This is a genomic window from Variovorax sp. ZS18.2.2, from assembly GCF_024701975.1.
Lineage (GTDB): Bacteria > Pseudomonadota > Gammaproteobacteria > Burkholderiales > Burkholderiaceae_C > Variovorax.
The window spans coordinates 275,751-288,687 of record NZ_JANLNM010000003.1 but is presented as its reverse complement, the minus strand read 5'-3'; the positions used below and the strand labels follow the sequence as shown (position 1 = coordinate 288,687).

General features: G+C 65.5%; 14 protein-coding genes. 2 read left to right on the top strand and 12 right to left on the bottom strand.

From position 1 onward, the window contains the following. Positions 1 to 58: 58 nt before the first annotated feature. The 4 genes from NU688_RS15090 to NU688_RS15075 form a co-directional block, all read right to left on the bottom strand. Positions 59 to 334, bottom strand: a complete 276-nt coding sequence (locus tag NU688_RS15090; protein ID WP_257861497.1) for a hypothetical protein — start codon at positions 332 to 334, stop codon at positions 59 to 61. Between the two features lie 135 nt (positions 335 to 469). Continuing rightward, positions 470 to 1,195 carry a response regulator transcription factor gene (locus tag NU688_RS15085; protein WP_257861496.1) on the bottom strand — a complete coding sequence of 242 codons (726 nt, stop codon included), beginning with the start codon at positions 1,193 to 1,195 and terminating at the stop codon, positions 470 to 472. A 186-nt stretch (positions 1,196 to 1,381) separates the two neighbouring features. After that, entirely contained in the window at positions 1,382 to 1,783 is a 402-nt protein-coding gene (locus tag NU688_RS15080) for a phage holin family protein (RefSeq protein ID WP_257861495.1), read from the bottom strand. Continuing rightward, positions 1,777 to 2,175 (bottom strand): VOC family protein, encoded by a 399-nt coding sequence (locus tag NU688_RS15075; protein WP_257861494.1) that lies wholly within the window; start codon positions 2,173 to 2,175, stop codon positions 1,777 to 1,779. Before NU688_RS15075 ends, NU688_RS15080 begins: the two co-directional genes overlap by 7 nt. A 176-nt stretch (positions 2,176 to 2,351) precedes the next feature. On the opposite strand from NU688_RS15075, the gene NU688_RS15070 reads away from it, so the two are divergent. Next, positions 2,352 to 3,767, top strand: a complete 1,416-nt coding sequence (locus tag NU688_RS15070; protein ID WP_257861493.1) for a HAMP domain-containing sensor histidine kinase — start codon at positions 2,352 to 2,354, stop codon at positions 3,765 to 3,767. A 73-nt stretch (positions 3,768 to 3,840) separates the two neighbouring features. Here the strand turns inward: NU688_RS15070 and NU688_RS15065 are convergent, their stop codons facing one another. The 8 genes from NU688_RS15065 to NU688_RS15030 form a co-directional block, all read right to left on the bottom strand. After that, on the bottom strand, positions 3,841 to 4,437 hold the full coding sequence (locus NU688_RS15065) for a response regulator transcription factor (protein ID WP_257861492.1): 597 nt from the start codon (positions 4,435 to 4,437) through the stop codon (positions 3,841 to 3,843). A 73-nt stretch (positions 4,438 to 4,510) separates the two neighbouring features. Continuing rightward, the gene (locus NU688_RS15060; protein ID WP_257861490.1) at positions 4,511 to 5,842 is read right to left on the bottom strand and encodes a tryptophan--tRNA ligase; all 1,332 of its coding nucleotides are present in this window, start codon (positions 5,840 to 5,842) and stop codon (positions 4,511 to 4,513) included. Positions 5,843 to 5,854: 12 nt separating this feature from the next. Continuing rightward, entirely contained in the window at positions 5,855 to 6,526 is a 672-nt protein-coding gene (locus tag NU688_RS15055) for a site-2 protease family protein (protein WP_257861489.1), read from the bottom strand. A gap of 46 nt (positions 6,527 to 6,572) precedes the next feature. Next, the gene (locus tag NU688_RS15050) at positions 6,573 to 7,208 is read right to left on the bottom strand and encodes an L-threonylcarbamoyladenylate synthase (RefSeq protein ID WP_257861488.1); all 636 of its coding nucleotides are present in this window, start codon (positions 7,206 to 7,208) and stop codon (positions 6,573 to 6,575) included. Between the two features lie 15 nt (positions 7,209 to 7,223). Continuing rightward, on the bottom strand, positions 7,224 to 8,201 hold the full coding sequence (locus NU688_RS15045) for a DMT family transporter (RefSeq protein WP_257861486.1): 978 nt from the start codon (positions 8,199 to 8,201) through the stop codon (positions 7,224 to 7,226). After that, positions 8,198 to 9,055, bottom strand: coding sequence for a 3',5'-nucleoside bisphosphate phosphatase (locus NU688_RS15040; protein ID WP_257861485.1), 858 nt, complete (start codon positions 9,053 to 9,055; stop codon positions 8,198 to 8,200). The genes NU688_RS15045 and NU688_RS15040 overlap by 4 nt, the downstream gene beginning before the upstream one ends. Positions 9,056 to 9,152: 97 nt before the next feature. Then, positions 9,153 to 10,190, bottom strand: a complete 1,038-nt coding sequence (locus NU688_RS15035) for a transporter (protein WP_257861484.1) — start codon at positions 10,188 to 10,190, stop codon at positions 9,153 to 9,155. Positions 10,191 to 10,199: 9 nt separating this feature from the next. Beyond that, entirely contained in the window at positions 10,200 to 11,834 is a 1,635-nt protein-coding gene (locus NU688_RS15030; protein ID WP_374684652.1) for an inorganic phosphate transporter, read from the bottom strand. Between the two features lie 147 nt (positions 11,835 to 11,981). Between NU688_RS15030 and ppk2 the strand changes: the two genes are divergently transcribed. Further along, on the top strand, positions 11,982 to 12,908 hold the full coding sequence (ppk2, locus tag NU688_RS15025; RefSeq protein ID WP_257861483.1) for a polyphosphate kinase 2: 927 nt from the start codon (positions 11,982 to 11,984) through the stop codon (positions 12,906 to 12,908). The last annotated feature ends 29 nt before the right edge of the window (positions 12,909 to 12,937 follow it).

Genomic DNA, 12,937 nt, shown 5'->3' with positions numbered 1-12,937 from the left:
CGAAACCAACGCGCGGAGCTCTCAGCGAATGCCCTCCCATTGGGAGGGCACGCAGCATTTAACGCGTGCCGGTGGTGCCCGTACCCGTGCCCGGGATGATGATGAAGCCACCGCCACCATTGCCGCCGTTGCTGCTGGCGATCGCCACGAGCAAAGCGCTGCTACCTGCAACAGCACCCCATTGGCCCGGGGTAAGACCGCCGGTCGTTGCCGCAGTCGCGCCAGCTGCGCCAGCGGGTGCCGGCGTGGTGTTGCTGGCAGGAGCGGGAGCTTGCGCAAATGCCGACGAAATTGCCAAGGAAGCAAGGGCGGCTGCGAGTTTGATCATCTTCATGGTAGTCCTCTCAAATATCTTTGTTGTCGAGGGTAGCACGCATCACAAGTGCGTCGCAACCCATTTCTCTCTCGTAAACGTGTGCGAATGTGCGGTCTTTGAAGGCTGTCGGATCACTCATTCGTTGGCTTTTTCCTACGACATCGCGCCCGCGTGGACTTTCTCGTGCGCCGCAACTGTCTCGATGGCCTCGAGCCGGTAGCCGAACCCGCGGAGGGCGGCCAGCAGAAAGCCATTCGCCGGGCGCAGATCGAGCTTGGCCCTCACGCGTGACAGGTGTGTGTCCAGCGAGCGCGAGAGCACCTCGAAATCGGCGCCCCAGATCGCTTGGTACAGCTGCTCGCGTGACAGCAGGCGCCCGGTGTTCTGGAAGAGAAACAGCGCAAGGTCGTACTCGCGGCTTCTCAGTCCGATCCGTGCGCCCTTGAGCTTGACGGTGCGCCATGCCGGAAGGAACTGGTAGGGCCCGAAGACCAGTTGAGGTTCGTGCAACGCGGGGTACGACCGGCGAAGCAGCCCGCCGATGCGCGCTTCGAGTTCCGCGCCGGAGACGGGCGAGATCAGGAAATCGTCGGCGCCGGCATGCAGGCTCATGGCCATGTCCGCGGCGTCGGCCCTGTGTGTCATGAAGAGAATCGGGAGGCGGTTGCCGGCGGCCCGCCGCAGCGCTTTCACCAGTGCCGGGCTGTCGAGGCCGGGCAGGCGCCAGTGAAAAATCAACAGGTCGAAGCGCTGCGCCAGCACCGCCTGCAGCAGCGAGGCTCCGTCCGTGTATTCATGGCATTCGTGGCCGAGGTTCGTTGCGGTGTGGGTGACCAGTCGCAGCTGATCCCGCTCGTTGTCGAGTATTGCGATGCGCATTCCATCCCCTTGCTTCACGCGCTCCTTGCGAAGGCGTGCCTCATCTTGGACGAAGCGGCCTCCGTCGGCAATGCCTGCGCGCGTAAAAGAGAGAAATAGCGCTCTGCAGCCGCGATTTGATCGATTTTGACGACCGTATGGAACGCAGTTCCATTGGGCTCTCCCGAAAAGAGCCCCGCGGGACCCTCAGAGCCAGTTGCCGCTCTGCGGCATCTGCACCTTCTCGGCGGGGTCGCCGCTGGTGACGAACGAGCCGATGACGATGCTCAGGAGCGAGATGAAGATGCTCGCGAAGAGGGCGGTCCAGAAGCCCGAGACCTTGAAGCCCTTCACCAGCGCGGCGACGAGCAGGATCATCAGCGCATTGATGACCAGCAGGAAGAGTCCGAATGTCACCAGCGTCAGCGGCAGCGTGAGCACGATCAGCAGCGGCTTCACGACCGCGTTGGCCAGCCCGAGCAGCAATGCCGACACCACCAGCGCCCCGGTGTTGTCGAACTTGAGCCCGCGAAACAGATGGCTGGCGACCCAGAGCGAGACGCCAGTGATGGCCCAGTGGACGAGGAAAGGAGTGATGTTGTTCAGCATGTCGGTGGCGTGTGGCAGCAGACGCAGAGTTTGTTTCCGTCCGGATCGCGGAAGTAGGCGCCATAGTAGTCCGGGTGGTAGTGGGGCCTGAGGCCCGGCAGGCCTTCGCAGCTGCCGCCGTTGGCCAGCGCGGTGGCGTGGGCGCGGTCCACGGTGGCGCGGTCGGCCGCCAGCAGCGCCACCATCTGGCCGTTGCCGTTCGTGGCCTCCTGACCGTCGAAGGGCGCGCCGACCAGGAACAAGGGACGCGGCGCATCGGGGCTTTGCCAGCCAGCCCACGGTTTGGAGTCGTCGCGAAAGCGCAGCTTCAGGCGCAGTTCGCCCGTGAGCGCCGTGTAGAAGCCGAAGGCGCGCTCGAAGTCGGTCACGCCGACGAAAACATGGGACAGCATTCGGGTGGGTTCCTTCTTGTTCGGTGAATCCGCGGATCTCTGTGGATTATCGCGAGCGGCCTTCTGCGGTTACCTTGAGAAACAATGGATGGCAGCCCGTTAATATCGCCATCTCTCGGTGCCCCTGCATGGGGTCCATCTTCAATTGCCGGATAAGAACAAGGGGCCTGTGCCATATGGCCAATCCGTCGATCGCGAGCTTGACACCGGCACCGGCTTCGGCCGACGAGGCCGAATCGTGGGTGCGTGGCGAGCTGATCCGCAGCCTGATGCGCTCCTCGCGGAGCTCGTACATCGTTTCCGTCGCGCTCATCCCGGCCATGGTCGGGCTGAGCTGGGTCGAGGTGCCTCGCTGGGAGCTGCTGACGTGGCTGCTGGCCGGCGTCATCGCCACGGTCTGCCGGGCCTGGGGCTCGCACGTCTATACGGTGCGCTACGCCGGTCGGAGCTCTGCGGCGCAGCAGCAGTTCACCGAGCGCTACGGCTTCATCTGGAGCACCACCGCGGTGGTTTGGGGGTCTTCGATCCTGCTGTTCTTCGAGCGCACGCCGCAGGTCAACCAGTTCATGAGCTGGCTGATCGTGGCCGGGGTGGGTACCTTTCCGCTCAACGGGCTGGCGCTGCATCCGCCGCTGCTCAAGCGCTATGTCAACACGCTGTTCATCACGATGCTGGGGGCGGTGGTGATCCGGCTTGTCAGCATCAATCTGCACGAGCCGCAGTTCCACTACGGCTACCTGATGCCGATCCTGCCGATGCTGCACTGGTTCCTGCTGCTGCGCGCGGGGCGCCACATCCATGAGACGGCGCGCAACAGCCTGGAGCTCCTGTTCCACAACCACATCCTGATCAAGTCGCTCACGCAGCAGCGGCAGGCGGCGGTATCGGCGGTGGCGATGAAGAACCGCTTCCTGGCCAGCGCGGCACACGACATGCGTCAGCCGGTGCTGGCACTTTCGCTGTACGCCGACTGGCTGCGCAACGAGCCCGAGCTAGTGCTCGAGCTCGCGCCGAAGATCGTGCGCGCCACGCATGCGGTGAATGCGCTGTTCGACTCGATGTTCGACCTCGCGCGCATCGACTCGGGCCAGGTGCGGCTGCACATCGAGCGTGTCGACGTCCCCGAGCTGCTGCACGACCTGGAGCTGCAATACCGCCCAGTGGCCGAAAGCCGCGGCCTCGACTTCCGCGTGCACGTGACCGAGGGCTCCTTCCTCACCGACCCGATCCGCGTGCGCCGCATGATCGGCAACCTGCTGGCCAACGCCATCAAGTACACGACCGAAGGCGGCGTGCTGCTGGCCGCGCGGCAGACGCGCGACGGCATGCGCGTGGAGGTGTGGGACACCGGCATCGGCATCGCGCCCGAGCACCTGCGCGATGTGTTCCTGGAGTTCTACAAGGTGGCCGACCATGCCGGCACGTCCGATGGCTTCGGCCTCGGCCTGGCTATCGTCGCGCGGCTCTCGCACGTGCTGGGGCACCCGATCAGCGTGCGCTCGCGGCTGGGCAGCGGCAGCGTGTTCCGCGTGGCCCTGCACGACGCCGACGAGGCGGTGGCGCAGGCGCGCGTCAGCGCCTCCGGGGGCTGAAGAAGAAAGTTCTGCCCAACGAAAGAAAACCGCGCACGAGGCGCGGTTTCGAAGAGGCAGTTTCTCGCCGGGATCAGCCCGACAGGAGACCGTTGGTACGGGCGTAGTGGAGCGCCTGCGTGCGGCTCTTCACGCCAAGCCGGCGGAACAGGCGCCACAGGTGAACCTTCACCGTGTGCTCGCTGATCTCCAGGTCGGTCGCAATATCGCGATTGCTCATGCCCTTGTCGAGCATGGCGATCAGCTGCGTCTGGCGCTTGGAGAGCTTGCTGCTCGCGATCGGCGGTTCGTCGGCCTCTTCGGAACCCGCCATCAGCAGGCCGCGCAAGGCGGCTGCCAATTCATTGGAACTGGCCGACTTCTCGATGTAGGTGTCGGCGCCCGCCTCGATGCACGCGTCTTCCATGTCCGCGGCCGGTGCCGCCGAATACACGGCGATCGGCACGTTGGGGTAGACCTGCTTGACCGCGATCACGCCCGAGACGCCATTCGTGTCCGGAAGCTTCAGGTCCAGGCAGAAAAGGGTGGGCGCGCCACGCTGCTGCACCGAGCTCGCGAGCTTGTCGAGCCGCTCGAGCTCGACGATGTTCTCGGCGGGTCGCAGGCGTCGCAACACCATCACGATCGCGTCGCGCATCAGGGGGTGGTCGTCGATGACATAAATGCTCATGTTTTCTTCCTTTGTGATCGCACCGTCTTCTCTCGTCGCTCACCGGCGGATAAGCCGGTGGGCCCTTGCCGGTTCAACTTCCATCTGTGGTGGTCGTTGTTTCCGCCAATGCCTCCAGCGCCTCTGTCACGGCGCGTGTTTGTTCTGTGTCGATGGGCTCGATCTGCGCAGCCACCGCGGCCAGCGCCGCACCGCGCTCGGCTTGCAAGATCGCGATGGTACGGCCGGCTTCCTGCGGCGACGCAAATCCACGGCTCTGCAGCAGGGCTTCGCCGCGCGCATCGAGCAGCTTGAAATAGAAAAGTCCGTCACCGCGCTCGCGGTATTGCTTGAAGCTGGGCTTCGCAACCTTGGCCGCCTTGGCGTTGCCCTTGTCGCGGCCCGCCGCGAGGTTGCGCAGGCCCACCGCGTGGCGCAGGCGCGTCATGAAGGGTTGCGACAGTGCGCTGGCCTTCTCCGCGCCGATGAGCAGGATGCGCTCGATCTCCGCCGGGTCGCTCATCAGCGCCTCGTAGCGTTTTCGCAGCGGTGCCACTTCGACTTCGATGCGCTCGAACAGCAATTGCTTGGCGTCGCCCCAACCGATGCCGTCGGCGTAGGCACGGCGAAGCATCTCGGTCTCGTCGGCATCGGCAAAGGCCTGGTAGATCTGGAAGAGCGCGGAGCCCTCGGTTTCCTTGGGCTCGCCGGGTGCGCGCGAGTCGGTCACGATGCTGGCGATCTGCTTTTGCAGATACGCGCGCGACGCGAACAGCGGGATCGTGTTGCCGTAGCTCTTGCTCATCTTGCGGCCGTCGAGGCCGGGCAGGGTGGCGACGGCTTCGTCGATCTCGGCCTCGGGCAGCGTGAAGTGCTCGCCGTACTGGTGGTTGAAGCGCTGCGCCATGTCGCGCGCCATCTCGATGTGCTGCACCTGGTCGCGGCCCACGGGCACCTTGTGGGCGTTGAACATCAGGATGTCCGCGCCCATCAGCACCGGGTACATGAAGAGGCCGGCCGTGACGTCGGCATCCGGGTCCTCGCCCTTGGCGATGTTCTTGTCGAGCTGGGCCTTGTAGGCATGCGCGCGGTTGAGCACGCCCTTGCCGGTGACGCAGGTGAGGAACCAGGTCAGCTCGGGAATCGCTGCGATGTCCGACTGGCGGTAGAAGGTCACGCGCTCCGGGTCGAGCCCGCAGGCCAGCCAGCTTGCGGCGATTTCGAGTGTCGAGCGCTGGATCAGCGCCGGGTCCTGCACCTTGATGAGCGCGTGGTAGTCGGCCAGGAAGAAGAAGCTCTCTACACCGGGCGCGACGCTCTGCCGCACCGAATGGCGGATCGAGCCGACGTAGTTGCCGAGGTGGGGCGTGCCCGACGGGGTGATCCCGGTCAGGACGCGCAGGGGAGCGGAAGAAGACGAGGCCATGGAACGACAGACTTAGAGCAGCAATGCCTTGAGCGGCGTGATGAGCAGGTTGATGACGAAGTAGCCGGCGTCCATCAGGGGGCGCAGCCAGAAGGTGCTGACGACGCCCGCAATGACGAGGCCCATCACGATGAAGAAGCCATAGGGCTCGATGCGCGCGAGGAAATTCTGTGCGGGTCCGCTGGGCAGCAGCCCTGCCAGCACGCGGCCGCCGTCGAGCGGTGGCAGCGGAAACAGGTTGAAGGCCCACATCACGAGGTTGACCAGGATGCCGCCTTGCGCCATCTTGATGAAAAAGGTTTCACTGATGCCGGCTGCGACCAGCGCCACCAGCACGAGGGCCCAGAGGATCGCCTGGATGAAGTTCGACACCGGCCCGGCGAGCGCCACCCAGATCATGTCGCGCTTGGGATGACGCAGCCGTCCGAAGTTCACAGGCACCGGCTTCGCATAGCCGAAGAGGAAGGCGCCCGAGGTCGCGAAGTACAGCATCAACGGCATCAGGATGGTCCCGATGGGGTCGATGTGTTTCATGGGGTTGAGGGTGACTCGTCCCATCACCGCAGCCGTGTTGTCGCCGAAGTAGCGCGCCACATAGCCGTGGGCCGCCTCGTGCACGGTGATCGCAAAGATCACGGGCAGTGCGTAGATGAGTACGGTCTGTATGAGATTGGAAATATCCACTGGGCGATTGTGTCAGACGTGCATTAGTTATCGGTTCCAACTTTTTTCAGAGACCAAGCACGGCGAGCGCTCCGCGTCCCTGCCGCACCACGACCGGATCGTCGCCCGTGCCTATGGGCGTCAGGTCGACCACGGTGGTCGGCTGCGAAGGGCAGGCGCCGGCATCGATGACCGCGCCGATCTGCTTCTCGAAGCGTTCGCGGATGGTTGCGGCGTCGTTGAGCGCTTCGGTCTCGCCGGGTGCGATCAGCGTGGTGGCCAGCAGCGGCGCGCCGTGCAGCGCGAGCAGCTCCAGCAGCACCTTGTGGTCGGGCACGCGCAGGCCGATGGTCTTGCGCTGCGGATGGCTCACGCGGCGCGGCACTTCCTTGGTCGCTTCGAGCAGGAAGGTGTAAGGGCCCGGCGTCGCGGCCTTCAGCAAACGGTATTGCTTGTTGTCGACGCGCGCGTAGTTGGCCAGCTCGCTCAGGTCGCGGCACAGCAGCGTCAGGTGGTGCTTCTCGTCGACCTGGCGGATGCGGCGCAACTGGTCGACCGCGTCCTTGTCGTCCAGGTGGCAGGCCAGCGCATAGCTGGAGTCGGTGGGCACGGCCACGATCTCGCCGCGTTCGAGCAGCGTCACTGCTTGCTTGAGCAGCCGCTGCTGCGGGTTCTCGGGATGGACTTCGAAGTACTGGGCCATAAAACTATCTCCTGATCAGGATTCCGTCGGTTCGATGGGCACGCGGCGCTCCCGCACCGTGAGCCACGCACCGGCTGCGCCGCAGACCGCGATCATCGAAATGCCGATGAGCGAAAAACGGTCGGGCACTTGGGAAAAAACAAGCCAGCCACCCAGCATGGCAAAGGCGATCTGCGCATAGAGGTACGGCGTGAGCGTGGAGGCCGGCGCGCGCTGGTAGGCCAGGATCAGTATGAAGTGACCCACCGTGCCCATGAACCCCATGAGGCACAGCAGCGCCCACCATTCCCACGAGGGCAGGGCAGTCCACGCGAAGGGCAGCGCGAGCGAGGCGATGAGTGCGCCGACCCAGCCGGTATAGAAATGCATCGTGAGCGGGTTCTCGGTCTGCGCGAGCTTGCTGGTGAGCACCTGGAAACAGGCGTTGGTCAGCACCAGCCCGATCGGCAGCAGGATCGCCCAACTGAATGCATCGCCGCCCGGCCGCAGGATCACCAGCGTGCCGATGAAGCCGCCCGCCACCAGCGACCAGCGCAGCGGCGAGACGTACTCCTTGAGCGTGGTCGCCGCGAGCAGCGTGATCACCAGCGGCGCGATCAGCACGATCGAGGTGAACTCGGCCAGCGGCATGTAGCGCAGGCTCAGGAAGGACAGCGTGCTCGACACCAGCAGCAGCGCGCCGCGCAGCAACTGATAGCGCGGGTGCTGGGTGCGCAGCAATGCCGTGCCGTGCAGCGGCAGCAGCACCGCCGTGGTGGCAACGGCCTGGAAGGCATAGCGGAACCACACGCCCATCAAGATCGGCACACCGGCGGTCGATGCCTTGGTGGCCGTGTCGAGCGTGGAGAAGCAGGCCACGGCCACGATCACCATGCCGATGCCCGCGAGGATGCGTTCGGACTCCTTGTTGCGGCTGCGTTGCTGCGCGGCGCGTGCATTCGCCAGTGCAGCGCTGGCCGCGCTGTCGATGCCGGGCCCGGGGCTCTGGCTCACTGCTGGATGCGATGGCCGAGCAGTTCCCACACCGGCGTCAGCGCGCCAGGCAACGGTGGCAGCTTGCCGAGATCGCAGTGGCTCTCGTCGGGGCTGTGGAAATCGCTGCCGCGGGATGCGGCGAAATCGAACTCGAGCGCCTTGTCGGCGTACTCGACATATTCGGCCGGGGTGTGGCTGCCGGTGACGACCTCGATCGCCTGGCCGCCATGCGCCTTGAACTCGAGGAACAGCGCGTACTCCTCGTTGGCCGAGAACTTGTAGCGGCCGGGGTGCGCGATCACGGCCATGCCCTTGGCGGCAGTGATCCAGCGCACCGCATCCTTCAGCGAGGCCCAGCGATGCGGCACGTAGCCGGGCTTGCCTTCGGTGAGGAACTTGCGGAACACCTCGGAGGTGTCGCGGCAGTGGCCCTGCTCCACGAGAAAGCGCGCGAAGTGCGTGCGCGAGATGAGTTCGGGATTGCCGACGAATTTCAGCGCGCCTTCATAAGCACCGTGGATGCCGACCTTGGCCAGCCCCTCGGACATCTCCTGCGCGCGCTTGCCGCGGCCGCCGCGCGTGTCGTAGAGGCCCTGGGTCATCGCCGCGTCGTCGGGGTCGAAGCCCAGGCCGACGATGTGCACGGTTTCGTTTGCGAAGGTCACCGAGATCTCGGTGCCGGTGAGGTAGCGCATGCCGTTTTCGCGCGCTGCAGCCGCTGCGCGGTGCTGGCCGCCGACTTCGTCGTGATCGGTGAGGGCCCACAGTTCGACCCCGTTGGCGGCTGCGCGTACAGCCAGTTCTTCGGGCGTCAATGTGCCGTCGGAGACCACGGAGTGGCAGTGAAGATCGGCATTGAGAATGGAGGACACACCGCCATTCTAGGGGGTCTCGAACACCGATGCGGGCGCATGGATGCTGTGCGAAGTGCTACTAAATAAATAGCATTACTGCACCGCTGCATGCGGCTCAGCGCTTCTTGCGAAAAGCCGCCCATGCCGCCACTGCAGTGAAGGTGGCAACGATCGCCACCACGATCCAGAACCCGTGCTTGTGCTCCGCGAGCGGAATGCCGCCCACGTTCATGCCGAACAGGCCCGCCAGGATGTTGATCGGCAGTGCCAGAACCGTCACCACCGTCAGCACGAACAGGCTGCGGTTGTTGTCCTCGTTGACGTTGGCGGCGATCTCTTCCTGCAGCAGCTTGATGCGTTCCTGCAGCGCCTGCATGTCGCGCAGCACCACCGAGAACTCCTCGGTCGAGCCGCGCAGCTCCTGCGCATCGGGCTCCGCCATCCATGACGGCGGCCCTTGCAGCAGGCGGAACAGCGCGGCCGGTTCGGGCGCCAGCAGCCGCTGCAGCCGCACCAGCAAGCGCCGCAGCACGCCGAGCCGCGCGCGCTTGTGGTCGAGCCGGCCGGCGAGCAGTTCGTCTTCGATGTGATCGATGCGCGAGGTGACGCCGCGCACGATCTTCACCAGCACGTCGGCCTGCGCGCGCAACAGGTGCTCGAGCAGTTCGGTGCTGGAGCGCGGCGCGTCGCCCGCCTTCACCGCCGTGCGCAGTGCGTCGACCGAGCGCAGCGGCTTCGTGCGCGCCGTGACCACGAGGCGCGGGCCCACGCTGATCCACAGCGTGGAGATGTCCGAGGGCTCGAAGCTGAACTCGAAGTGCACGTCGTTGATGACCGCGATCAGCGAGTCGTCTGCACGTTCGATGCGCGTGGAGGGCAGGCCGTCGTGCAGCGTCTCGTAGAACGTGTCGGAGAGCTTCGCGTGCCGCAGGAGCCAGCGCTCCGCCTGCGCGTGGCTCAGGTTGAAGTGCAGCCACACGTAGGCGCCACTGCCATCACCGTCTTCGGGCTGCGCACCGAGCCACGTCGCGGCTTGCGCGGAGTCGATGGCGCGCGCGGGCTCCGGCGCCGCGGCGTCGAACAGGTAGCCGCAGATCAGCCCGGCTTCGTCGCCGCCATAGGACTGGGCGGCGAGATCATGGAATGCCGACAAGGTGCGTGATCAGAAAAGACGGGTGAAGAGCCAGTAGAGCGAGCCCGACAGCAGCATGGCCACCGGCAGCGTCAGCACCCAGGCCAGCGCGAGGTTGCGCAGCGTGGACATCTGCAGGCCCGAGCCGCTGGCCGTCATGGTGCCGGCCACGCCGGAAGAGAGCACGTGCGTGGTCGAGACCGGCAGGCCGTACATGTCGGCCGCGCCGATGGTGATCATCGCGACCACCTCGGCCGATGCGCCCTGTGCGTAGCTCAGGTGCGTCTTGCCGATCTTCTCGCCCACGGTGACGACGATGCGCTTCCAGCCGATCATCGTGCCCAGGCCCAGTGCGATGGCCACGGCGATCTTGACCCACAGCGGAATGAAGCGCGTCGCGGTGTCCAGCTCCTGGCGGAAGGCGCCGACGCGCAGCTTGGTCTCGTCGTCGAACTTCGCGGCGCCGCTCTTGTCGAGGTGGCGAATGGCTTCGGAGGCCAGGTACATGTCGTTGCGCACGTTGGCGACGGAGTCGGCCGGCACGGCGGCGAGCGAACCGTGTTGGCGCACCTGCTGGCCGATGCTGCCGGCGGTGGCCGCCAGCGCGGGCACGACCTTGTCGTTGAACTCGCGGGTGCGCACGTAGGTCGAGAGCGCGTCGCGCGCCGCGGCCGTCTCCAGCGCGGGCAGCGAGGTCGGCACGCTGCGGTTGAGCGCGTTCTGCGTCATCTCGGCCACGGCGACGAACTTCACCGTTTCGTTGGCGGGCATCGTGCGGTTCAGCGCGTAGGCCATCGGCACCGTGCCGACCAGGATCAGCATGATCAGCCCCATGCCCTTCTGTCCATCGTTGGAGCCGTGCGCGAACGAAACGCCGGTGCAGGTCAGGATCAGCAGGCTGCGGATCCACCACGGCGGCGGCGTGCTGCCCTTGGGTTCTTCATACAGTGCGCGGTTCTTCACGAAGGCGCGCAGCGCGAGCAGCAGCAGGGCCGCGCAGCCGAAGCCCACCATCGGCGAGAGCAAGAGCGAATAGCCCACCTTGGTGGCCTGCCCCCAGTCGACGCCGCTGGTGCCGTCGCGTCCGTGCATGAGCGCGTTGGCGATGCCCACGCCGATGATCGAGCCGATCAGCGTGTGCGACGAGGACGCCGGCAGCCCGAGCCACCAAGTGCCCAGGTTCCAGATGATCGCGGCGATCAAGAGCGCGAACACCATCGCGAAGCCCGCGCCCGAGCCCACCTGCAGGATCAGCTCCACCGGCAGCAGCGCGATGATGCCGAAGGCCACCGCGCCGCTGGACACCAGCACGCCCAGGAAATTGAAGAAGCCCGACCACACCACCGCGAAGTTGGGCGGCAGCGAGTGCGTATAGATCACCGTGGCCACCGCATTGGCCGTGTCGTGGAAACCGTTGACAAACTCAAAGCCCAGCGCAATCAGCAGCGCCACGCCCAGCAAGATATAGGGCACCCAGGTCGTCATGGGCGCGCCCGAGGCCGTGACATCGCCCACCAGGCTCCATGCCGTGAAGAGCAGGCCCGCGGCCAGCAGGCCCACGAAAGTGATCAGCGTGAGCGGACCGGACTTGGCGTCGAGCTTGGGCCGGTGTGCCGCAGTGGGCGCGGCCGGCATCTCCGTGTTCGGGGCGGCGAGCGTGTTCATGGGCGGTTTTAGGGTGTTGGAATGGCTTCAGATGGTGTTCGCGCCATGTGACAACTTTGTGTCGATCGGCTGAAAACCGTCACGCAGCAGTCATACAGGGCGTGCAGCATGCTTTTTTCTGCCCCTCACCCCACCTTCTTTCCCATCATGCTGACGAGCGCACTTCCAGACCACGAAGACCTGATGCAACGCATCGCCCGCGACCTGATCGACAGCTACGACGAAGAGCTCGAGCTGGAGATCGAGGACCGCAACATCGACGGCCTCGACCCGGCCTCGGCAACGCCGACTTCCGCCGACAAGGCCGCTCGGCAAGCCTATTTCAAGGAACTCTTTCGCCTGCAGGGCGAGCTGGTCAAGCTGCAGGACTGGGTGCAGCACAGCAAGCAGAAGGTCGTCATCCTGTTCGAAGGCCGCGATGCGGCGGGCAAGGGCGGCGTCATCAAGCGCATCACCCAGCGCCTGAACCCGCGCGTGGCCCGCGTGGCCGCGCTGCCCGCACCGAACGACCGCGAACGCACGCAGTGGTACTTCCAGCGCTACACGGCGCATCTGCCGGCGGCCGGCGAGATGGTGCTCTTCGACCGCAGCTGGTACAACCGCGCCGGCGTCGAGCGCGTGATGGGCTTCTGCAGCGACGACGAGTACGAGGAGTTCTTCCGCACCGTGCCCGAGTTCGAGAAGATGCTCGTGCGCTCGGGCATCAAGCTCATCAAGTACTGGTTCTCCATCACCGACGACGAGCAGCACATGCGCTTTCTCGGCCGCATCCACGATCCGCTGAAGCAATGGAAGCTCAGCCCGATGGACCTGGAGAGCCGCCGCCGCTGGGAGGAATACACCAAGGCGAAGGAAACCATGCTGGAACGCACCCACATCCCCGAGGCGCCGTGGTGGGTGGTGCAGGCGGTCGACAAGAAGAAGGCGCGCCTGAACTGCATCAGCCATCTGCTGGGCCAGCTGCCGTACCAGGAAGTGGCGCATCCGCCGATCGCGTTACCCGAGCGCGTGCGCCATGACGATTACCTGCGTCAGCCGGTGCCCGCCAACATGATCGTTCCAGAGATCTATTGAGGAGGGCTTCGCGGCCGTTTGGCCGCCCG